Genomic DNA, 19565 nt, shown 5'->3' with positions numbered 1-19565 from the left:
CATCCTCGGGCTTGACCCGAGGATCCACGATCCGACGCGCATGGATCCTCGGGTCAAGCCCGAGGATGACGTCGAGTATAAATCAATCCCTCAGATCGGCGGAATCTTTCCAAGCGGGATAAAGCCGCTGACCGTGGCGCGGCCGCGGTCCACCACGAGATCGACGGACGCCCGGTCACCACCTCCGGCGAGCGCGCCGAGCAGCTTGCGGGCCGTATCGATGGTGGATTGCAGCTGCGGAAAGGCCTGCTTGGCATTATCAGACCATGAGCCGAGCTTTTCGATCTCAAGCTTGAACTGGCCGGAGAGATAGCCCTCATTGTCGAAAGAGAAGGGGCCGCTGATGCGCATGGTGCGGCCCTCGCCAATATCGGCCACCAGGCGGCGAAGCTCGCCGCTTGCGCCATAGAGACCCGACTTGTCGCTGCCATCCACCATGCCTGCCTTGCCCGCGAGCGTGACATCAACGATGGCATCGAGGCGGGGAAGAACCTGCGGCCAGTCCTTGATGACGGTCGCCGAATCGGTGAGCGTGATTGCGCCGTCGAGATCGGCCCCGTTCTGGCGCAGATGCATTTCCGTCTTGACGGCATCAAAATCGATGGTCTGGCCGGTGACCGAGGAAACCGCCTGCGCCTTCAGTCCGTCGATGACGAGCGAGCTGCGGTCAATGCCCTTCAGTTTCGTGACGATGCTGGACTGCATGTTCTTCCAGGCAGCCGAAATCGTCAGGCCGTGGGCGGAACGGATTTCCGCGGGCGAATCGAGTTCCCAGACGATATGGCCGGGATTATAGACCTGCGCCGCCGAGCGAAGTTCGCCGAAGGAAGCGGAAACGCCGTTCTGGCTGTCATCCACCGTCACCTTCGAGCAGAAGAGGCCGATGCGGAAGGGATAACCCTTGAAGGCGATATCGCCGCATTCCCCGCTGACGCTGCGGGCCTGCGAAGGAGAAATGACGTTCAGCACCGTCTGTTTCAGCCTGTCGGCGGCATAAAACCACCCGGCAGTGTAAAGTCCGATGACCACCACAATGGCGATGGCGAGCCAGAGGAATTTTTTGGCCGTGCCGGATTGGCTTGACGCTGCCATATTGATCTCCGATGAACAGACTTCAGGGAATTTTGATTTGGCTTGGGATATGGACGATTTTTGGGTCTTTGGCTACGGTTCGTTGATGTGGAACCCCGGCTTTGCCTTCGAGGAGAGGCAGCAGGCGCGGCTGCACGGTTATCGGCGCTCGCTCTGCATCAGTTCCAACTTCTACAGAGGTACGGAAGAAAAGCCCGGTCTCGTTCTCGGTCTGGAGCGCGGCGGCTCCTGCCTCGGCGTCGCCTTCCGCGTGCGCGGACAGGACCGCGACCCCGTGATGGTCTATCTGCGCGAGCGCGAACTGGTGACCAATGTCTACAAGGAGCGGATGGTTTCCATCGCACTGTCAGATGGCAGGCGCGGCAGCGCCGTGACCTATGTGGCCGACCCCGCGCATGAGCAATATATCGGCGGTCTCGGCGTTGCCGAATCGGCGACCCTCGTCGCGGCGGCAACGGGCCGGGCCGGGCCGAATACGGGTTATGTCTTCAACACCGTGCAGCATCTGCAGGAGATGGGCATTCGCGACTCACTGCTGGAAAGCATTGCCAAAAATGTCGGCACGCTCGCCGCTCAGCCGGCCGTGGTTTCCTTGCCCTGAAGTTCGGCGATCCGCTTTACGGCAGTCGGCGGCAGCGGCAGGTGGGGATTGTTGCGCACGGTTTCCAGCAGCAATTCGTCGCTCGCCTTTTCCGTCACATCGATCAGACGCTTGAAGAACACATCGGGGTCCAGCCCCGGCTCGATGGCCGGCAGGATGCGCACCTTGAAATGGCCGGGATAGCGCATCGTTGAACGGCGCGGCCAGAACAGGCCGGGATGCATGGCAACGGGAATGACCGGCACCTGCAAATCGCGGTAAAGCCTTGCGATGCCGTAACGATATTCGGGCTCGGCGCCCGGCGGGCGGCGCGTGCCTTCGGGATAGATGATGAGTTCGCGGCCGGCGGCCATTTCCTCTTTCGCCCGCTCCATGACCTTCAGCATCACCTTGCCGCGTGCGGCGCGGTTGACCGGTATCATGCGCTGTTTCATCACATACCAGCCGAACAGCGGAATCCACATCAACTCCCGCTTCAGAATGTAAACGGGGTCCGGCAGATTGGGTAGCAGCGCATAGGTATCCCAGAAGGACTGGTGCTTCGGCGCAAAGATGCAGCCGGTCTCGGGAATGTTCTCCAGCCCCTCGATCTCGAAGGTGGTGCCGACGATGGTTTTCATCAGCCAATGGTTGGACCGCGCCCAATTCTTGGGAATTTCGAATGCGATCTTGCGGGGCAGGATGAAATAGATCGGCGTCAGCACAATCATGCGGACAATCAGGTTGAGATAAAACAGCGTATTGAAAAGAAAAGAGCGCAGCTTGAGCATCAACAGCCTTCCCGGGATGCAGCCGTTCCGAAACTTTGAGCGCCTCGATGCCGGATGCCGATGCCAGACGCCTACACGAAAACAAGGGGCCGCAGCAAGGGTGTTCTCGCGGGTCAGGGCGAAGCGGTCGCCACCTTCGGGGTGGAGTGGTCGGCGGCTGCCTTGCGCAGCCCGTCGCCCTTGCCGAAGCCGGTGAGGTCGCGCCCGGCCGCAGCCACGAACTTCAGATATTCGTAGAGCATGGTTCTCACCACATCCGGCTCCACGAACCAGTTGGTGCGGGCGAGATCGGCGCTGATGACGGGATAGGCGATGAATTCCGTCTGCGGGCTGGCGCTGCGCAATTCATGCAGGCTGCGATGCATATGATAATTATTGGTGACGACGACGATGGAGGAATAGTTGTGGTCACGTATCCAGCTTGCCGCCTCATTGGCGTTGCCGATCGTGTCGATGGCCTTGTAGCCCATATCCACACAGCAGGAGAACATGTCGGATGACCCTTGAGTCATCTTGCGAATCTGCGAGCGGGTGGTGGCGGGGTTGACGCCTGATATCAAAAGCCGCTTGCCCACGCCGTCCCTGAGCAGGCCGACCGCCTGTTCGATACGCTGATAGCCGCCGGTGAGCACAATGATGGCGTCGCCTCTCGCCCCTTCCGGCGGGCGCATGGAGGCGACGGAATCGGCAAACCACAGGAAGCCGCCTGAAAAAACACCAAGAAGAACGACGCAGAGCAGGATGAAGCCGCGAATAAAACGGCGCAAAGGACCACGCCGCGACAACAGGCCCTTTCTGGCCGGCCGCGCCGTCGTCTGATCCTGGTCCATCCGACTCACAAACATTCCTCCTGAATACTCGCCGATTAAGGCAAGGAACAGGCATTTTTGTCCACCGTCTGCAGGTTACATCCGGCCTGTGACGTTTCAGTTTTACCGCAGGAGTCCGGTGGTATCCTCACGACGCGAGGCCGTCACTTTTCGATGGATCGGAGCGGACGCGGTCAATATCATCGATGGTGCGGATAACGGTCATGCGCGCCGTGATGGTGGTGAGAAGCGCGATGATGATCATCGTCATGGCGATGCCGAGATAACCGCCGAGTCCGACCGAAAACGAGCCAAAAAGCGCGCTTGCCTGATCGCTTTGCGGTGTGGCGACCGTGCTCGATTGCCAGAAGCCGGCGACCAGGAACACGGCGGCTGCCAGTGCGCTGCCTGTCGCTGCCCCCTTGAGGCTGATCTTCAGGAAGTGCTTCTGGAATTCGCGCGCCACGAAGCTGCTTTCGGCACCGACGAAATGCAGCACCTCGACAATATGCCGGTTGCCGGAAAGCGCGCCGCGCGTGGCGAACACCACCGTCAGCACCATGGCCGTGAAAACGAGGATGAGGACGCCGACGCCGATCATGACGGTGGTTCTGGCCATGGAGACCAGCCTGTCGACCCAGGTGCGGTGATCATCGAGAAAAGCCTGCGGGATTTCCGCTTTCAACATATCCCGCATGGCCTGGAAATCGGGCGGATTGCTTTCATCGATGGTGATGACGACGAGACGCGGAATGGGAAGTTCGGAAAGGTCGAGACCGCTGCCGAGCCATGGTTCCAGCAGGCGCGATGTCGCCGCATCGTCGAGGATCGTGCCATCCCGCGTGCCGACAAAGGTGAGCGCCAGATTACGCGCCTTGTTCAGCGCCGCATTCATGTCCAGCCCGTCCTCAGGCTTGATCTGAATGGTAATCTCGCGGGAAATCTGGCTCTGCCAGGTGGCGGCGGTGGCGCGCACCATGGAGACCGCGCCGAGCGTCAGACAGGCAAGGAAGGCCATGATGGCGATCACCACCATCAGCGCATTGCCCTGAATGTTGGAGGGCGGCAGGATGGGCGCCATGGGGCGGATGCGCATGGGCGGGCGCTTCGGCTGCGCGGCTTCCGGTTTCAGCTGTTTGCGGTTGATCTCATTCATAGATATCGAGCCGCCCTTCGGTGAGGATCATCCGGCGCGCATCGATCTGGTCCATCAGGCCAAAATCATGGGTGGCGATGACGACGGCCGTGCCCAGCCGGTTGAGCTCCAGGAAGAGGTTGAGCAGGCGTTTGGCCATGGGCGGATCGACGTTGCCGGTCGGTTCGTCGGCCAGCAATATTTCCGGCTGGTCCATCAGCGCGCGGGCAATGGCGGCGCGCTGCTTTTCCCCGCCGGAAAGAATGGCCGGCAGCACATTGATGCGCTCGCCGAGCCCGACCCATTTCAGAAGCTCGATCACGTCGTTGCGATAGGCACTCTCTTCCTTGCCGCGCACACGCAGCGGCAGGGCGACATTCTCATAGGTCGTCAGATGATCCAGCAGCCGGAAATCCTGAAACACGATGCCGACACGGCGGCGCAGCATCGGCAGCTCGCTGCGCGGGATGCGTGATACATCGCGGTTGAACATGCGGATATTGCCGCGCGTCGGCTGCAGCGACATCAAAAGCAGGCGCAGAAGCGTCGTCTTGCCTGCGCCCGACGGGCCGGTCAGAAACTGGAATGACCCCTTGGGAATGTCGAAGGTCATATCCCTCAGGATCTCGGGTCCCATGCCGTAACGCAACCCGACATTTTCGAAATGGATCAACGGACTTCCAGTCTCTTCGTTTCGTGGTGGTTCGCAAGCCGCTGGCGCGTTGGGTTCGGTGTCGGGGGTTAACCCGGATCCGGTGACCCGTGCGAGCCGTTTTTGCGAAGCATTAACCAATTAAATTTAAAACTTGGCAGGATTCGTTGCAATGCCCAGTTTTGCGGGCCGGAAAACCTGACCGGGGAATTCTATGGCTATGTTCCGTTCATCTCGCCGGCAAGCGGCATTCGATTTTGACCTCCTGATGCCGGAAACGCCGGTGCGCCGTTCGGCGCGGGCGGCAAATCCCGACCGCGACGTGGTAGACGCTGAATTTGTCACCATCAAGGAAAACCGTGCGCGCCAGCCCGGAAATGACAATCGTGGCGCAGCGCGCCGGCAGGCGGTAAAGCCGCCCATTACCCTCCCCATGCTGGGCCTCGCCTTCATCGGCCGGGTGGATCGCAGATTGTCGCGCCTTTCGGCGGATGCCTATTCGGCACTGGTGGCCGGCCTCGCTATTTTTGTCTTCGTATGCTCGGGTGGTCTCTCGGTCGTAGTACCGGAAAAGACGGCCGCCGCGGCCCCGGTCAGCCCGCTCGCCATTTCCCATGTTACCGTGACCCCGCAGGAAGCGGGCGGCATGGATATTCTGCTCATCAACGGCATCGTGGAAAACAATGGCGGCAATCTGGAAGAGGTGCCGGCCCTTCGCGCCGATCTCTTCGCCGCCAAGGGGCAGCTGGTGGCCAGCATGGTCATCGAACCGCCGGTGAAAGAGATGCAGCCCGGTTTCAGTCACGGTTTTTCGGCAAAACTGCGCCATCCCGGTGGAAAAACGCCAGAGATCAAGCTTTCCTTCGTCGAGGCGGGTGCGTCCGAACGCTGACTGTGCTAACGCCTGTCTTCTATTTTTACTGAAAGGTAAAATCGGCAAGGCGCAGCACAGGAGTAAGAATGCCCGTCGTCCGTGGAAAAAATATCGAGCCGCTTTATACCGCCGAGCAGATCGCCGAGCGCAATCGCGACATGGCCAAGCACATTGCCAGCGGCCCGACCAAGGATTTGCTGGTCATTGCCGTGCTCAAGGGATCGTTCATTTTCGCGGCCGATCTTATCCGCGCGCTGCATGACAGCGGCCTTGCGCCCGAAGTCGAATTCATCACGCTGTCGAGCTATGGCACCGGCACGGTTTCGCAAGGCGTCAGGATCGTCAAGGATATCGACAGCGATGTGAAGGATCGCGATGTGCTCCTGATCGACGATATTCTGGAATCCGGCCGCACGCTGCGTTTCGCCAAGGAACTGCTCTATGAGCGCGGCGCGCGCCACGTCACCATCGCCGTGCTGCTCGACAAGAAGGTGAAGCGCAAGGAAGATCTGGAGGCCGATTATGTCGGTTTCGAATGTCCAGATTATTTCGTCGTGGGTTACGGCATGGACGTGGCCTATGCCTTCCGCGAACTGCCTTTCGTCGGCGTCGTGACCGGCGACGCCTGACTACTTCTCCCGTGCCGGAACGGCACAGGGCGGAGACGCCTCATTAACCATTCACCCAGCCAAAGCCTGGGTGTTTACCTCTTGAAAAGAGGAGCCTGCGATGTTGCTCACGGCTGGAAATGATGCCCAGGAGCAATGATTGATGGCGAAGATTCTGATTACCGAAGATGAGGATGCATTGCGGGCTTTTGTCGCCCGCGCCCTGCGTCTCGACGGTCACGAGACCCATGAGGCGGCAGACGGCGAGCAGGGGCTGGAGAAGCTCCAGGAAACCAGTTTCGATCTTCTTCTTTCGGATATCCGCATGCCGGTCATGGATGGCATCGAGCTGGCGCACCGCGCCGCCGAAAGCTTCCCAGCCATGCGCATTTTGTTGATGACCGGTTATGCCGAACAGCGCGAACGCGCTGATGATCTGGCCGAAAAGATTGTCGATGTGGTTTCCAAACCCTTCGCGCTTCCCGATATCCGCAAGGCTGTCGCCCGTGCGCTCGCGGCGTGAGCGAAGGTTATAGAAATTTGAAAAGGGCGGCCGTCGGCCGCCTTTTTTGTTGACCAGACTTACCCGATGGTCTTTCCGATTCCACTTCCGTCATCCCGGCCTTGAGCCGGGATCCAGCCAGCCCAAGGACTTGGGCTGAAAAGAGTCGTCTCGCCGCGCAGACGCGCGTCTGCTGGATGCCGGATCAAGTCCGGCATGACCGAGAAACTTTACTCTTTAAAACTGGCTGTACTGGAGCGCACTGAGTAAATCGGGCATGCGCCTCACTTGATATCCAGCAACCGCTCCAGATAACGCCGCTCGATTTCCCCCGGCGGGTTGTTGCCGAGCTTTTCACGGATAGCCTCGAGGATTTCGCGGGCACGCTGAACGTCGATCTCGTCAGGCACCTTCACCTGATCGCCGAAATCCGGGCCGGTGGTGCTGCGCGGACGGCCGAGCGGGTCGCGACCGTTCTGGCCGCCCTGTCCGGCCATGCCTTCCTGACCTTGCCCGGGCTGCTGACCCTGCTGGCGCATGGCCTGCATGATCTGGCCCATCATGTCCTGCGCGCCCTGTCGCAGCGCGTTCAGCGCATTGCCCTGGCCTTCGACAGCCTGTTCGCCCTGGCCCTTGCCCAGTGCCTCGCCGGCGCCCTGCATTTCCTGCTGCGCCTTGCCGAAGTTTTCGCCCGGTTCCATGCCGAGATCACGAAGACCCTGCTGCAATTCGCCGAGCTGCTTGCCGAGTGCATCCTGCTGCGCCCGCAGGTTTTTCAGCGCTTCGCGCAATTGTTCCGCAGTCATCTGGTCAGACTGCTGCTGCCCACCCTGCTGGCCATTTTCGCCCTGTTGGCCCTGCTGACCCTCTTGAGGCTGCTGGCCGTTTTCACCCATCTGCTGCTCGTCTTGGCTTTCGCCGCCCTGCTGCGGGTCGCCGCGCTGCATGCGGTCGCGCAGCGCCTGATCGAGCTTGAAGGTCTCGTCCATCAGCTTCTGCTGCTGCTGCAGGATTTCGCCCAGCTTGTCGATCTGCTGGCGCATCTTGCTGCTCTGTTGCTGCCCCTGCTGGCCCTGACGCTGCGGCCTGCCTGCCTGCAGATTGTTCATCATGCGCTGCAGCTGCGACAGCATTTCCTGCGCTGCGTCACGGTTGCCGGAGCGGGCGAGGTTCTCGATCTGGTTCATCATGTTTTCCAGATCGCGCTGCCGCAGAACGTTTTGCGCCTGCTGGTTCATGTTGGCTTGCGGCGCGTTCTGCATGCGCTGCGCAAGCTCGTTCATGAATTGCTGCATCGCTTCCCGCAGTTCCTGCATCAGCTTGGCGACCTCTTCGTCAGAGGCATTTCGCTGCAACGCTTCCGAAAGCGCAGTCTGCGCATCGCGCAGGCGTTTTTCGGCCTGCGAAAGATCGCCATCCTCGATGCCGAGCGCAATTTCCCAGAGGTAATCAGCCGTATCCTTCAGCATCTCCTCATTATAGGCGAGCCGCATGCGGGTCTGCGCCGATTGCAGCAGGAGATAATGCGTGGTGTTGGGAATGGTCTCTTCCGGGCGCAGGCCTACCGCCTCGTTATAGGCGATGGCCTTCGGCATCTGGCGCGTGTCCAGTGAGAAAATCTGCCGCTGTTCGGCGATGGAGGCCGCCAGCGGTTCGGAGAAGTTACGGCCCGGCAGCACCATTTCATGCGCGGGGCTGCGGCCGGTCTGGCCGGCGCCGTCGGTCGCCACCAGCGTGATGCGCACGCGCTTGCCCGCCATCGGATGTTCGGTCAGGTTGCGGCTGGTCAGGCCCTTGATTTCGCGATTGTTGTGCCGCGGCAGATCGAGCTTGAATTCCGGCGCCGGGTAAAGTGCGGTTGCGCCTTCCGCTACGCCAAGCGGCTCGATGATCGCATGGGCTTCCTTCAGGCCGTAATCGTCTTTGGCCGTGAAGCCCACTTCCAGCGCGCCGTTGACGGCCCGGCGCGGCATGTTGTCGAAGGCGATGCTGGGCGGCTGGTCGGGAATGACGTTGAAGACCCATTGCTCGCCATTGGCGGTAATCATGCCGCTTTCGGTGACATCCATGGCGAAGGTGCGCGGCGCGACGGGCTGATCCGCCGAACGCACCGGCGCCTGAACGGCGACCTCGCCGCTTGCACTGTCGGCGCGCGCCGCTTCCGGTGCAAGCTTCTGCAATGCGCCTGCCATTTCCGGTTCGAAGGTCACCTCCTCGCCGCCATCGCCGCCGGTCATGCGGATCGTCAGCTTGGAGGATTGCGGCACGGAAACCGCGTCGCGGTTGGTTGCGTCACGCCCGGTCAGGAAAATCGGTGCGCGGCCGGTATAAGCGGGCGGCGTGACCCAGGCATCGAGACGAATATCCGGATTGAGCGGACCGACGACCGGCCGGCTGCGGAAAGCATCGGCAACGGTGCCCGCGCCGTTGGAATAGGAAAAACCGAAAGCAGTGACCAGAAGCAGTGCCGGAATGGCGCGCAGCGCCAGCCGGTCATAACGGGCGATATCGGGTTTCGGCAGGCCGGCATTGAGCGCGGCGATGCGCTCCGCCATGCGAATCTGGTGTTCTTTCCAGAGTGTGCGGGAAAATGGTGTGTCAAAGGCAGGTTCGTCTTCCTGCACGCCGACTGGCTGGTGCGCGAGACCGTTCCGATCCTCTAGGAGGCGCGACGCATCATTATCCGTCGGCCATTTCAGCCTGAGGATCGGCAGAAGCGTGGCGATAAAACTGAAAACCAGCACAAAAACGATGCCAAGCCGTAGGAAATCCGGCATGTGTCGGTAAAGGCCGAACCAGGCGAGCGCCAGAAACACGGCGGCGATGGAGAGCGGCCACAGGGTTTTAGGTGCGATTTTCTCGCAGAGCAGCACGATTTTCGCGAAGAAGCGCTTGGCGGCAACCAGACGGGCAAGGTCCGGCCGCTGCGCGAATGCGCCGGTCGGGCGCTTTCTGCCTGTCCTGTCCTCTCCGGTTGTGGTCATCAATCCGTTCTCCCGGTTCTGGCCACGTCAAACGCCATTCCCGGAACGGCGAGCTGCTTGTATCCTGAGGGGCAAGGATAACATTCTTTGTGGCGAAGACGAGGGCAAGCGGATGCTCACCCCCATTTTTTAGGCAACTTCGCTTGATTGTGATCGGTCCGCGGTGCGACAGGCGAAATCAATCGAGCCAGACGGGTACGGAATCGAGAGCGATCAGCTCTTCATAGGTGCCGCGCGGGCGGATGACGTGGAACTTGTCACCCTTCACCAGCACTTCCGGCACCAGCAGGCGCGAATTATACGTGCCGGCCTGCACCGCGCCATAGGCGCCGGCGGAGCTGACGGCGATGAGATCGCCCGGCTGCGGTGCGGCCATCTCGCGGTCCAGCGCCAGATAGTCACCGGTTTCGCAGACGGGGCCGACGATATCGGCCTTGATACGCGGCGCGTCTACAGCGGGCTGCGCGACCGGGCGAATGCCGTGATAGGCCTCGTAAAGCGTCGGGCGGATGAGGTCGTTCATCGCGCCGTCAACGATCACGAAGGTCTTCTCGCCGCCATCCTTCACATAGATCACCTCAGTCACCAGAATACCAGCATTGCCGACAATCAGGCGTCCCGGTTCGGTGATGATCTTACAGTTGAGGCTTTTCAGTTCATTCTTGACGATATGCGCATAGGCATCGGGCAGCGGCGGCGGGTTGTTGTCGTCGCGGTAGGGAATGCCGAGACCGCCGCCGATGTCGACATGGCTGATCGTGTGTCCGTCGGTGCGCAGCGCCTCGACCAGTTCACGCAGCAACCGGAAGGCATCCTCGAAAGGCTGCAATTCGGTAATCTGGCTGCCGATGTGCATATCTATGCCGGTGACTTCGATACCGGGCAAAGTGGCGGCATGGGCATAGACCGCGCGGGCGCGTTCATAGGAGATGCCGAACTTGTTTTCTTTCTTGCCGGTGGAAATCTTGGCGTGGGTGCGCGCATCCACGTCAGGATTGATGCGGAAGGAGACATGCGCCCTTTTGCCGGCCTTGACGGCGCGCAGGTTGAGGACTTCCAGCTCCGGCTCGGATTCGATGTTGAAGCAGTAGATGCCGGCATCCAGCGCGTAATCCATTTCCGCCACGGTCTTGCCGACGCCGGAAAACATGATGCGGCTTGCCGGCACGCCGGCTGCAAGCGCGCGGCGCAATTCGCCACCGGAGACGACGTCGATGCCCGCGCCGAGCTTCGCCAGCGTCTTCAGCACCGCCTGATTGGAATTGGCCTTCATGGCGTAACAGACCATGGCGTCCACATCGGCAAAAGCGCCTGAGAACACCTTGTAGTGGCGCTCCAGCGTCGCGGTCGAATAGACGTAGAAGGGCGTGCCCACCGCCTTGGCGATCTCAGGCACGGGCACGTTTTCGGCGTGCAACACGCCGTCGATATAGCCAAAATGGTTCACGGGCTTTTATCCGTCAGAGAAGCTTGTCGAGGATGAAAGGACGTTCCGCCGTTGCCGGTTTCGTTTCCGTTCCGTCGGCATTGCGTTTGTTGCGCATTTCGACCGGCGTGCTCGGTGGATCGATATCGCCCTTTCGCCCACAGGCGCTGAGAGCAAGGCTGACGGCGAGCGTCATGCCGATGGGAACGATGATTTTGCGCGCGGTTTTTGAAAGCATGAGCCTGTCCAAAGGAAATATGTGCCTCTCTGATAACGAAAAACAGGGCGCTTGTGCACCCTGTTTCTTGTGATCGCAGCGTAACGCAGATTTATCAGTTGCGTCCACGCCACCAGGCGATCTGCTTTCGCACTTCCGAAGGGGCCGTGCCGCCGAAGCTCACGCGGCTGGCAACCGATGCTTCGACCGAAAGAACGTCGAAAACGCCGCTGGTGATGGCAGGATGAATTGCCTGCAGCTCCTCGAGCGAAAGATCGGCCAGATCGCAGCCCTTCTTTTCCGCCAGCGCCACGGCATTGCCGGTCACATGGTGGGCATCGCGGAAGGGCAGGCCCGCCTCGCGCACCAGCCAGTCGGCGAGATCGGTGGCGGTGGAATAACCAGATCCCGCCGCCGCACGCATGCGGTCCTTGCGCACTTCGAGGTCGCGGATCATGCCGGTCATGGCGGCAATCGCCAGTTCCAGGCTTTCGGCGGCGTCGAAAACCTGTTCCTTGTCCTCCTGCATGTCCTTGGAATAGGCGAGCGGCAGGCCCTTCATAACAGTCAGAAGCGCTACCAGCGAGCCGTTGATGCGGCCGGTCTTGGCGCGCACCAGTTCGGCTGCGTCAGGGTTCTTCTTCTGCGGCATGATCGACGAGCCGGTGGAAAAAGCGTCCGACAGGCGGATGAAGCCGAATTGCGGCGTCGACCAGATAACGATTTCTTCGGCGAGACGCGACAGATGCGTGGCGCAGATCGAGGCGATCGACAGGAATTCCAGCGCGAAATCGCGGTCGGAGACGGTGTCGATGGAATTGCGGGTCGGCTCGCGGAAGCCGAGCGCCTTCGCCGTCATGTGGCGGTCAATGGGGTAGCCGGTGCCGGCAAGAGCGGCAGCACCGATCGGGCTTTCATCCAGATGCTCGATGGCGTGGCGCACGCGGGCGCGGTCACGGCCGAACATTTCCACATAGGCCATGCAATGATGGCCGAAGGTGACGGGCTGGGCTGTCTGCAGATGGGTGAAGCCGGGCATGACCGTATCGGCATTTTCTTCGGCGCGATCGAGGAAGGCGGCGATGAGCGCGGTCAGCATGCTCTCCGTCTTCTGCAATTCTTCCTTGACCCACAGGCGGAAATCGAGCGCCACCTGATCATTGCGCGAGCGGGCGGTGTGCAGACGGCCGGCCGCCGTGCCGATGAGGGTGGCAAGCCGCGCCTCGATGTTCATGTGAATATCTTCGAGCTTGCGCGAGAATTCGAAGGTGCCGGCCTTAATCTCTGACAGGATCGTGTTCAGGCCGTGAACGATCTTGTCTTTATCTTCCTGCGAAATAATGCCTTTTTCCGCCAGCATGGCGGCATGCGCCATAGAGCCGCGGATATCCTGGGCGTAAAGCTTCTTGTCGAAGCCGATGGAGGCATTTATCTCTTCCATGATGGCAGATGGCCCGGAAGCGAAACGTCCGCCCCACATCTGGTTGGAGGATTTCTGATCTGTGCCGTCAGCCATGTTAAGTGCCCTGGAGTATTCGATGACAGAAAAAAGGCCGTTCAGGCTTCCTTCCGCCAAATTGGTTGCAATTGCTGCCGTGGCCGGTGTGCTCGCCGGTGCTGGCGCGGTCTGGTTCAGGCATATTGGGTCTGAGAGCCCGGTTCAAGGGGCAGCGGTGGCCGAGGGCGGTTTATGTGAAGGTGCGGCAAACCGCATCGCTTCGCTGAAGCCGTTTCTGAAAGGGCAGGTGGCGGCCATGTCGGCGGCGGACAAGCCGCGCGTCATCCCGCTGTCCTTCAAGGGACCGGAGGCTAAGGACATGACGCTTGCCGACCTCAAGGGCAAGGCGGTCCTTCTCAACCTCTGGGCCACATGGTGCGTGCCCTGCCGGGAAGAGATGCCGGCTCTGAACGCGCTGGAGAAGGAAAAGGGCGGCGAGAATTTTGAGGTCGTTGCCGTCAATATCGATGTCGGCGCGGATGAAAAACCGAAAGCCTTCATGGATGAATACAAGATCGACGCCCTGAAACACTACCGCGACAGTTCCATGGGCGTCTTCAACGTTTTGAAAAAGGAAGGCCTCGCTTTTGGCCTGCCGGCCACCCTGCTGCTGGATGAAAATGGCTGCCTGCTCGCGGCCATGAACGGCCCGGCGGCGTGGGACAGCGAGGATGCCAAGGCGCTGGTGACCGCCGCGACGGGAAAATGATGCCGGTGGCTGGATCCATGAGTTGAGAGCCGCAACCGCCCTCAAGACAGGCCTGTCCAGGATGGGCCGGTGCAGACAAGCCAGCGTCCGCCCCGTATAATGATCCTGCTTCCGCCATGGAATAGGTGCCGACATGGAGTTGCTTATCCCCCGGCTTGGTCTTGCCCTTGCCATCGGCCTGCTCGTCGGCCTTGAGCGCGGCTGGCGGGAGCGTGATGCGCCGGCGGGCAGCCGTACCGCCGGGATCAGGACCTATGGCATTGCCGGCTTGCTCGGTGGCATCTTCGGCATCTTGGCCGATGAGCAGGGCAATGCCTTCGCCTTTGCGGCGGGTTTTTTGGGTTTCGCATTCAGTTTTTCGTGGTTCAAGCTGCGTGAGGCGCGCCATGACAATGATTTCAGTGTCACCGGCGTGGTTGCGGCGCTCTGCGTCTTTGCCCTCGGCGGGCTTGCGGTAACGGAGCAATATCAGGCGGCGGCTGCTGGTGGCGCGGCCCTTGCGGCATTGCTTGCGGGCAGGGAAGTTCTCCACCGTCTGCTGAAACGGCTGACATGGATCGAGCTGCGCTCCGCACTGGTGCTTGCAGTGATGACCGCCGTCGGCCTGTCGATCCTTCCAAACCGGACAATCGATCCGTGGGGCGGTTTCAACCCCTGGGAAATATGGCTGTTCACCGTGCTCAGCGCCACGATTTCCTATTGCGGCTATATTGCCGTGCGGTTGCTCGGCTCAACCCGCGGCCTGCTGGTGACCGGGCTGGCGGGGGCTCTGGTTTCATCGACCGCCGTAACCGCCAGCTTCGGGCAGAAGGCGAAAAGCGGCGAAAACGTCTGGCCTCTTGCGGGTGTGGCGGCGCTGGCCGCGGCTGTATCGCTGCTTCGGGTTCTCGCTATCGTCCTCGCCCTCTCGCTGACGACGTTTTCCCTCATCGCACCGGCAACGCTGACCGCTGCACTGGTTCTCGGATTGAGCGGCGCCGGCCTCATAAGGCTGCAGGACACGCAGCCCGGACAGGAAATCGACGCAAAAAATCCGTTCGACTTGGTGCCCCTTGCCATCTTCGCCGCGCTCTTTGCTGCAACGCGAACGCTGAATGCCGTTCTTCTCGTCTGGATCGGCACGGGTGGTTTCATCGCCCTCACGGCTTTGTCGGCCATATTCGATGCCGATGTCGCCGTTCTCAGTGCGTTGCGAGCCAACGCGCAGAATCTTTCGCCTGATATCGTGGCGAGCGCAATTCTCGCCGCTCTCGCCGCCAACGCGGTAGGCCGCGTATTCGTCGCTGCCGTTTCCGGAACGCTCGTTTATTGCGGGTTGCTCACGGCCGCATCCGTCCTCGCCGCTGGCGCTGGCGCGGTCACTTACCTGCTGATTGCCTGAGAGTTTAGCCGAAGGCAGAGACGATATTGGTCCGGGCTCAGCGCGTGGGGACCGGCGTCTCGCCGCGATAGTCGTAGAATCCGCGGCCGGACTTGCGGCCGAGCCAGCCGGCCTCGACATATTTGACCAGCAACGGGCATGGGCGGTATTTGCTGTCGGAGAGGCCATCATGCAGCACCTGCATGATCGACAAACAGGTGTCGAGACCGATGAAATCGGCAAGCTGCAGCGGTCCCATCGGGTGGTTGGCGCCAAGCCGCATGGCGGTATCGATGGCTTCGACGGAGCCGACGCCTTCATAAAGCGTGTAGATCGCCTCGTTGATCATCGGCAGCAGGATGCGGTTGACGATGAAGGCTGGGAAATCCTCGGCGACGGTGATCGCCTTTTCCAGCGTCCGCACATAATCCTTGGCCGCGTCGAAAGTCTTTTCATTGGTGGCAATGCCACGCACCAGTTCCACCAGCTTCATGACCGGCACCGGATTCATGAAGTGGATGCCCATGAACTGCTCGGGCCGATCGGTGGCGGATGCAAGGCGAGTGATGGAGAGCGAAGACGTATTGGTGGCGAGCAGCGCTTCGGGCTTCAGGACCGGGCAGACCTGCGCATAAATCTTGCGCTTGATCTCTTCATTTTCCGTCGCGGCCTCAATGACGAGATCCATGGCTGCCAGATCATTGATATCAGTCGATCCGCTGATCAGCGCCAGCGCCTGCTTGCGGGCGTCGTCCGAAAGCTTGCCGTTGGTGACCTGGCGGGCGAGATTGCCGTTGATCGTGGCGAGACCGGCCTCGATGCCTTCCTTGGAAAGATCGTAGATATGGACCCTGTAACCGGCGATGGCGGAGACATGTGCAATGCCGCATCCCATCTGACCGGCTCCGATGACACCGATGTTTTTAAAGGGGGCGGTCATAGGTTGGTCTCCTCTCAGGGATTTTGTCTGCGTTATTGCCGGCGATGTTACGCATATCGCCGAAAAAGAGAAGGCGGCGCGTTTAAAAAACGCGCCGCCTCCAATTTATGCTTAAATTACAGCGATTTTTCGAGTTCCGGCAAGGCTTCGAACAGATCGGCGACGAGGCCGTAATCCGCAACCTGGAAGATCGGCGCTTCTTCATCCTTGTTGATGGCGACGATAACCTTCGAGTCCTTCATGCCGGCCAGATGCTGGATGGCGCCCGAAATGCCGGCGGCGATGTAAAGCTGCGGGGCAACCACCTTACCGGTCTGGCCCACCTGCCAGTCGTTCGGCGCATAACCGGCATCGACGGCTGCGCGCGATGCACCAACGGCTGCACCGAGCTTGTCGGCGACGGGAAGGATGACTTCCTTGAACTTCTCGGAAGAACCAAGCGCACGGCCGCCCGAGATGATGATCTTCGCAGAGGTCAGTTCCGGACGGTCGGACGACGCCAGGGCATCGGAAACGAAGCTGGAAAGGCCGGGGTTTGCGGCCGCGCCGATGGTTTCGACCGCTGCCGAACCGCCTTCTGCCGCTGCCGCAAAGGCGGTCGGACGCACGGTGATGACCTTCTTGGCGTCGGTTGCCTGCACCGTCTGGATGGCGTTTCCGGCATAGATCGGGCGCTTGAAAGTATCAGGGCTGACGACTTCGATGATTTCCGAGACCTGGGCAACGTCGAGAAGGGCCGCAACGCGCGGCGTCACGTTCTTGGCGGATGCCGTCGCCGGGGCGATGATGACGTCATAGGAGGGGCTGAGCGAAACAACCAGCGCCGCCAGCGGCTCGGCGAGCGCGTTGGCATAGGATGCGTCTTCGGCAAGCAGCACCTTGGACACACCGGAGAGTTTCGCGGCAGCGTCGGCAGCGCCCTTGGCATTGGCGCCGGCAACCAGCACATGGACGTCGCCGCCAATCTGCGTTGCCGCCGTCAGCGTCTTCGCCGTCAGGTCGGAAAGGGTTGCGTTGTCGTGTTCTGCCAGAAGAAGAATGGCCATAAGAATATCTCCCTTTTCCGAAACCTTAGAGGACGCCGTCGGCTTTGAGCTTTTCGACCAGCTCGGCAACCGAGCCAACCTTGATGCCGGCCTTGCGGCCTGCCGGCTCTTCGGTCTTCAGCACCTTCAGGCGCGGCGAAACGTCGACGCCGAAATCGGCCGGCGACTTTTTGTCAAGCGGCTTCTTTTTCGCCTTCATGATGTTCGGCAGCGAGGCGTAACGCGGCTCATTGAGACGAAGATCGGTGGTGACGACGGCGGGAAGTTTCAGTTCGATCGTCTGCAAACCGCCATCGACTTCACGGGTGACCGCGACCTTGCCGTCTGACGGTACGACCTTGGAGGCAAACGTGCCCTGGCCCCAGCCGAGAAGGGCGGCCAGCATCTGGCCTGTCTGGTTGCTGTCGTCATCGATCGCCTGCTTGCCGACGATGACGAGACCGGGCTGTTCAGCCTCAGCGACACCCTTCAGCAGCTTGGCGACGGCGAGCGGCTCAACCGTTTCGTCGGTCTCGATCAGGATGGCGCGGTCGGCGCCCATGGCGAGCGCGGTGCGCAGCGTTTCTTCCGCCTTGGCCGGGCCGATGGAGACGACCACAACCTCTTCGGCCTTGCCGGCTTCCTTCAGGCGAAGGGCCTCTTCCACCGAGATTTCGTCGAACGGGTTCATCGACATTTTCACATTGGCAAGCTCAACGCCAGAACCATCCGCTTTCACGCGGATCTTCACGTTGTAATCGACGACTCGTTTAACGGGGACAAGGATTTTCATCGGCGGCTTTCCTCAAACTCCTGTCCGCTTTGGCCAGTTGACCGCGCGGACCTCCAAAAACAGGTTGGCGACATGGATAAGCATTTTTCCCGCAAATACAACGGAGCAATCTTCATTATCACATGCACGTAAGGCATATCTTACGTTGACGTTAACGTAAATACTCTATCTCTCACGCAGGGTCTCATCTACCCCCGTCATAGCCCCGTTCGATTTGCGACAACCCTGCCGTTTGCGACGTATTCTTGAACTGCGCCGCCCTCGGCGCAACAATGGTGCGGTCAAACAGGGGCACGCCTCGCCTGCGCATGAAAACCACCAGGATCGCGCCTGCTATTATGCCGCCGACATGGGCGCCCCAGGAGACGTTTTCCTCGAGCCCCAGCGCCAGCATCAGGAACTGCTGGCCAATCCACAGAGCCAGCGGAATGAAGGCGGGCAGGGGAAGCGGAATGCGCATGAGAACCAGCACCCAGACGCGCACCCTGGGATGCAGCAGGAAATAGGCCGCGACCACGCCGGAAACCGCACCCGAAGCGCCGATCAGCGGTCCTTCCGACGTGGGTGAGACGACGCCGTGAAACAGCGCGCCGACAATGGCGCAGGCAAGATAGAAGATCAGGAAACGGAAATGGCCAAGCGCGTCCTCGACATTGTCGCCGAAGACCCAGAGAAACAGCATGTTGCCGGCCAGATGCCAGAAATCGAGATGCAGGAATGCGTAAGTGACAACGGTCAGATCGTCGGGCACCACCTGCAGGGCCGGTTCCAGATAAGCATAATCGAACACGACGGCCGGAATGAAGCCAAGGCCGAGCGCTGCGGCATTGGCCTCGGTATCGCTGGCAAGCACGCCGGTAAACAGCCAGACCAGCACATTGACCACGATCAGGCCGATGGTGACATATTGCAGCCGGATATGTTTGAGGGAGTTCGCATCGTGCAGCGGTATGAACATGGAACGTCCTTCATTTGCGCAAGTGACGCGATCTAGCGGTTCTTGCCCGGAACCCACAATATGTCTGCCTTGCCGGCATCATTGGCGAAACGGGCCGCGACGAACAGGAAATCGGACAGGCGATTGGCATATTTCAGCGCCGCCGGGCTGACGATCTCATTCTCGGAAACGGAAAGCTCCACCATCAGCCTTTCCGCCCGGCGGCAGACGGTGCGCGCCAGGTGCAGATTGGCCGCTGCCGCGCTGCCGCCCGGCAGCACGAAAGAGGTCAGCGGTTCGAGGGCGGCATTGAGTTCGTCGATTTCATTTTCCAGCCGTGTGACCTGGCTTTCGACGATACGCAGGGGCTCGTAAGAAAGCGGCTCTCCACTATCAGGTGTGGCGAGATCGGCGCCGAGATCGAACAGATCGTTCTGGATGCGAAAGAGCATGGCATCCAGCCGTTCCAGCCCGCCCGTATGCAGTCGCGCGACGCCGATGGCCGAATTGGTCTCGTCCACCGTGCCATAGGCCTCGACGCGAAGATCGTGCTTCAGCCGGCGCGGGCCGGAAACCAGCGCGGTCGTGCCTTTGTCGCCGGTGCGGGTGTAGATCTTGTTCAGTTTCACCATG

At 60.7% G+C, this 19565-nt stretch carries 20 protein-coding genes; 6 read left to right on the top strand and 14 right to left on the bottom strand.

The window, feature by feature from the left end; all coding sequences use genetic code 11:
• Positions 1 to 90: 90 nt before the first annotated feature.
• Positions 91 to 1092, bottom strand: a complete 1002-nt coding sequence (locus ASB65_RS18520; RefSeq protein WP_003509897.1) for a DUF2125 domain-containing protein — start codon at positions 1090 to 1092, stop codon at positions 91 to 93.
• A gap of 49 nt (positions 1093 to 1141) precedes the next feature.
• Between ASB65_RS18520 and ASB65_RS18515 the strand changes: the two genes are divergently transcribed.
• Entirely contained in the window at positions 1142 to 1693 is a 552-nt protein-coding gene (locus ASB65_RS18515; RefSeq protein ID WP_060724962.1) for a gamma-glutamylcyclotransferase, read from the top strand.
• Here the strand turns inward: ASB65_RS18515 and ASB65_RS18510 are convergent.
• From ASB65_RS18510 to ftsE, 4 genes are all read right to left on the bottom strand, one after another.
• Positions 1666 to 2463 carry a lysophospholipid acyltransferase family protein gene (locus tag ASB65_RS18510; protein WP_003509902.1) on the bottom strand — a complete coding sequence of 266 codons (798 nt, stop codon included), beginning with the start codon at positions 2461 to 2463 and terminating at the stop codon, positions 1666 to 1668. The two genes, ASB65_RS18515 and ASB65_RS18510, sit on opposite strands and share 28 nt — an antisense overlap.
• A 113-nt stretch (positions 2464 to 2576) precedes the next feature.
• Positions 2577 to 3293: a YdcF family protein gene (locus tag ASB65_RS18505; RefSeq protein WP_003509916.1), complete on the bottom strand. Its 717-nt coding sequence runs from the start codon at positions 3291 to 3293 to the stop codon at positions 2577 to 2579.
• Between the two features lie 127 nt (positions 3294 to 3420).
• Positions 3421 to 4428 carry a cell division protein FtsX gene (locus ASB65_RS18500; RefSeq protein WP_060724961.1) on the bottom strand — a complete coding sequence of 336 codons (1008 nt, stop codon included), beginning with the start codon at positions 4426 to 4428 and terminating at the stop codon, positions 3421 to 3423.
• A complete protein-coding gene (gene ftsE / locus ASB65_RS18495) occupies positions 4421 to 5080 on the bottom strand; it encodes a cell division ATP-binding protein FtsE (protein ID WP_003497447.1) in 660 nt (219 codons plus the stop codon). Before ftsE ends, ASB65_RS18500 begins: the two co-directional genes overlap by 8 nt.
• 199 nt (positions 5081 to 5279) lie before the next feature.
• Here ftsE and ASB65_RS18490 point away from each other — a divergent pair, with 199 nt between their 5' ends.
• From ASB65_RS18490 to ASB65_RS18480, 3 genes are all read left to right on the top strand, one after another.
• Entirely contained in the window at positions 5280 to 5951 is a 672-nt protein-coding gene (locus tag ASB65_RS18490; RefSeq protein WP_060724960.1) for a DUF3426 domain-containing protein, read from the top strand.
• Positions 5952 to 6019: 68 nt separating this feature from the next.
• Positions 6020 to 6562 carry a hypoxanthine phosphoribosyltransferase gene (gene hpt / locus ASB65_RS18485; protein WP_003509922.1) on the top strand — a complete coding sequence of 181 codons (543 nt, stop codon included), beginning with the start codon at positions 6020 to 6022 and terminating at the stop codon, positions 6560 to 6562.
• A gap of 142 nt (positions 6563 to 6704) precedes the next feature.
• Positions 6705 to 7064 carry a response regulator gene (locus ASB65_RS18480; protein ID WP_003509924.1) on the top strand — a complete coding sequence of 120 codons (360 nt, stop codon included), beginning with the start codon at positions 6705 to 6707 and terminating at the stop codon, positions 7062 to 7064.
• A 263-nt stretch (positions 7065 to 7327) separates the two neighbouring features.
• On the opposite strand, the gene ASB65_RS18475 is transcribed toward ASB65_RS18480, so the two are convergent.
• The 4 genes from ASB65_RS18475 to argH form a co-directional block, all read right to left on the bottom strand.
• Entirely contained in the window at positions 7328 to 10027 is a 2700-nt protein-coding gene (locus ASB65_RS18475; RefSeq protein WP_060724959.1) for a TIGR02302 family protein, read from the bottom strand.
• A 178-nt stretch (positions 10028 to 10205) separates the two neighbouring features.
• Positions 10206 to 11474: a diaminopimelate decarboxylase gene (gene lysA / locus ASB65_RS18470; protein ID WP_060724958.1), complete on the bottom strand. Its 1269-nt coding sequence runs from the start codon at positions 11472 to 11474 to the stop codon at positions 10206 to 10208.
• A gap of 13 nt (positions 11475 to 11487) precedes the next feature.
• Complete coding sequence (lptM, locus tag ASB65_RS18465; protein WP_060724957.1) at positions 11488 to 11691, bottom strand: LPS translocon maturation chaperone LptM; 204 nt, start codon at positions 11689 to 11691, stop codon at positions 11488 to 11490.
• Between the two features lie 94 nt (positions 11692 to 11785).
• Positions 11786 to 13186, bottom strand: a complete 1401-nt coding sequence (gene argH / locus ASB65_RS18460) for an argininosuccinate lyase (RefSeq protein WP_060724956.1) — start codon at positions 13184 to 13186, stop codon at positions 11786 to 11788.
• A gap of 22 nt (positions 13187 to 13208) precedes the next feature.
• On the opposite strand from argH, the gene tlpA reads away from it, so the two are divergent.
• The gene (gene tlpA / locus ASB65_RS18455) at positions 13209 to 13877 is read left to right on the top strand and encodes a thiol:disulfide interchange protein TlpA (protein WP_003509934.1); all 669 of its coding nucleotides are present in this window, start codon (positions 13209 to 13211) and stop codon (positions 13875 to 13877) included.
• A gap of 133 nt (positions 13878 to 14010) precedes the next feature.
• A complete protein-coding gene (locus tag ASB65_RS18450; RefSeq protein WP_060724955.1) occupies positions 14011 to 15258 on the top strand; it encodes an MgtC/SapB family protein in 1248 nt (415 codons plus the stop codon).
• Between the two features lie 37 nt (positions 15259 to 15295).
• Here the strand turns inward: ASB65_RS18450 and ASB65_RS18445 are convergent, their stop codons facing one another.
• The 5 genes from ASB65_RS18445 to ASB65_RS18425 all read right to left on the bottom strand — a co-directional run bounded on the left by ASB65_RS18445 (position 15296) and on the right by ASB65_RS18425 (position 19564).
• The gene (locus ASB65_RS18445) at positions 15296 to 16177 is read right to left on the bottom strand and encodes a 3-hydroxybutyryl-CoA dehydrogenase (protein ID WP_003509938.1); all 882 of its coding nucleotides are present in this window, start codon (positions 16175 to 16177) and stop codon (positions 15296 to 15298) included.
• A gap of 116 nt (positions 16178 to 16293) precedes the next feature.
• Positions 16294 to 17223 carry an electron transfer flavoprotein subunit alpha/FixB family protein gene (locus ASB65_RS18440; RefSeq protein ID WP_060724954.1) on the bottom strand — a complete coding sequence of 310 codons (930 nt, stop codon included), beginning with the start codon at positions 17221 to 17223 and terminating at the stop codon, positions 16294 to 16296.
• A gap of 25 nt (positions 17224 to 17248) precedes the next feature.
• Complete coding sequence (locus tag ASB65_RS18435; RefSeq protein WP_060724953.1) at positions 17249 to 17995, bottom strand: electron transfer flavoprotein subunit beta/FixA family protein; 747 nt, start codon at positions 17993 to 17995, stop codon at positions 17249 to 17251.
• 184 nt (positions 17996 to 18179) lie between these two features.
• Entirely contained in the window at positions 18180 to 18953 is a 774-nt protein-coding gene (locus tag ASB65_RS18430) for a rhomboid family intramembrane serine protease (RefSeq protein WP_060724952.1), read from the bottom strand.
• 32 nt (positions 18954 to 18985) lie between these two features.
• Positions 18986 to 19564 (bottom strand): cob(I)yrinic acid a,c-diamide adenosyltransferase, encoded by a 579-nt coding sequence (locus ASB65_RS18425; RefSeq protein ID WP_020812917.1) that lies wholly within the window; start codon positions 19562 to 19564, stop codon positions 18986 to 18988.
• Position 19565 lies beyond the last annotated feature (1 nt).

Origin of the sequence: Agrobacterium tumefaciens str. B6 (assembly GCF_001541315.1) — a bacterium.
Lineage (GTDB): Bacteria > Pseudomonadota > Alphaproteobacteria > Rhizobiales > Rhizobiaceae > Agrobacterium > Agrobacterium radiobacter.
The sequence above is the reverse complement of the archived record's forward strand: the minus strand, read 5'-3'. Positions and strand labels throughout refer to the sequence as shown.

What these genes read in the sequence shown, in the direction of transcription:
- ASB65_RS18520 (WP_003509897.1), bottom strand. Translation starts at nt 1,092, where the DNA reads ATGGCAGCGTCAAGCCAATCCGGCACGGCCAAAAAATTCCTCTGGCTC.
- ASB65_RS18515 (WP_060724962.1), top strand. Translation starts at nt 1,142, where the DNA reads ATGGACGATTTTTGGGTCTTTGGCTACGGTTCGTTGATGTGGAACCCC.
- ASB65_RS18510 (WP_003509902.1), bottom strand. Translation starts at nt 2,463, where the DNA reads ATGCTCAAGCTGCGCTCTTTTCTTTTCAATACGCTGTTTTATCTCAAC.
- ASB65_RS18505 (WP_003509916.1), bottom strand. Translation starts at nt 3,293, where the DNA reads ATGGACCAGGATCAGACGACGGCGCGGCCGGCCAGAAAGGGCCTGTTG.
- ASB65_RS18500 (WP_060724961.1), bottom strand. Translation starts at nt 4,428, where the DNA reads ATGAATGAGATCAACCGCAAACAGCTGAAACCGGAAGCCGCGCAGCCG.
- ASB65_RS18490 (WP_060724960.1), top strand. Translation starts at nt 5,280, where the DNA reads ATGTTCCGTTCATCTCGCCGGCAAGCGGCATTCGATTTTGACCTCCTG.
- hpt (WP_003509922.1), top strand. Translation starts at nt 6,020, where the DNA reads ATGCCCGTCGTCCGTGGAAAAAATATCGAGCCGCTTTATACCGCCGAG.
- ASB65_RS18480 (WP_003509924.1), top strand. Translation starts at nt 6,705, where the DNA reads ATGGCGAAGATTCTGATTACCGAAGATGAGGATGCATTGCGGGCTTTT.
- ASB65_RS18475 (WP_060724959.1), bottom strand. Translation starts at nt 10,027, where the DNA reads ATGACCACAACCGGAGAGGACAGGACAGGCAGAAAGCGCCCGACCGGC.
- lptM (WP_060724957.1), bottom strand. Translation starts at nt 11,691, where the DNA reads ATGCTTTCAAAAACCGCGCGCAAAATCATCGTTCCCATCGGCATGACG.
- argH (WP_060724956.1), bottom strand. Translation starts at nt 13,186, where the DNA reads ATGGCTGACGGCACAGATCAGAAATCCTCCAACCAGATGTGGGGCGGA.
- tlpA (WP_003509934.1), top strand. Translation starts at nt 13,209, where the DNA reads ATGACAGAAAAAAGGCCGTTCAGGCTTCCTTCCGCCAAATTGGTTGCA.
- ASB65_RS18450 (WP_060724955.1), top strand. Translation starts at nt 14,011, where the DNA reads ATGGAGTTGCTTATCCCCCGGCTTGGTCTTGCCCTTGCCATCGGCCTG.
- ASB65_RS18445 (WP_003509938.1), bottom strand. Translation starts at nt 16,177, where the DNA reads ATGACCGCCCCCTTTAAAAACATCGGTGTCATCGGAGCCGGTCAGATG.
- ASB65_RS18440 (WP_060724954.1), bottom strand. Translation starts at nt 17,223, where the DNA reads ATGGCCATTCTTCTTCTGGCAGAACACGACAACGCAACCCTTTCCGAC.
- ASB65_RS18435 (WP_060724953.1), bottom strand. Translation starts at nt 17,995, where the DNA reads ATGAAAATCCTTGTCCCCGTTAAACGAGTCGTCGATTACAACGTGAAG.
- ASB65_RS18430 (WP_060724952.1), bottom strand. Translation starts at nt 18,953, where the DNA reads ATGTTCATACCGCTGCACGATGCGAACTCCCTCAAACATATCCGGCTG.
- ASB65_RS18425 (WP_020812917.1), bottom strand. Translation starts at nt 19,564, where the DNA reads ATGGTGAAACTGAACAAGATCTACACCCGCACCGGCGACAAAGGCACG.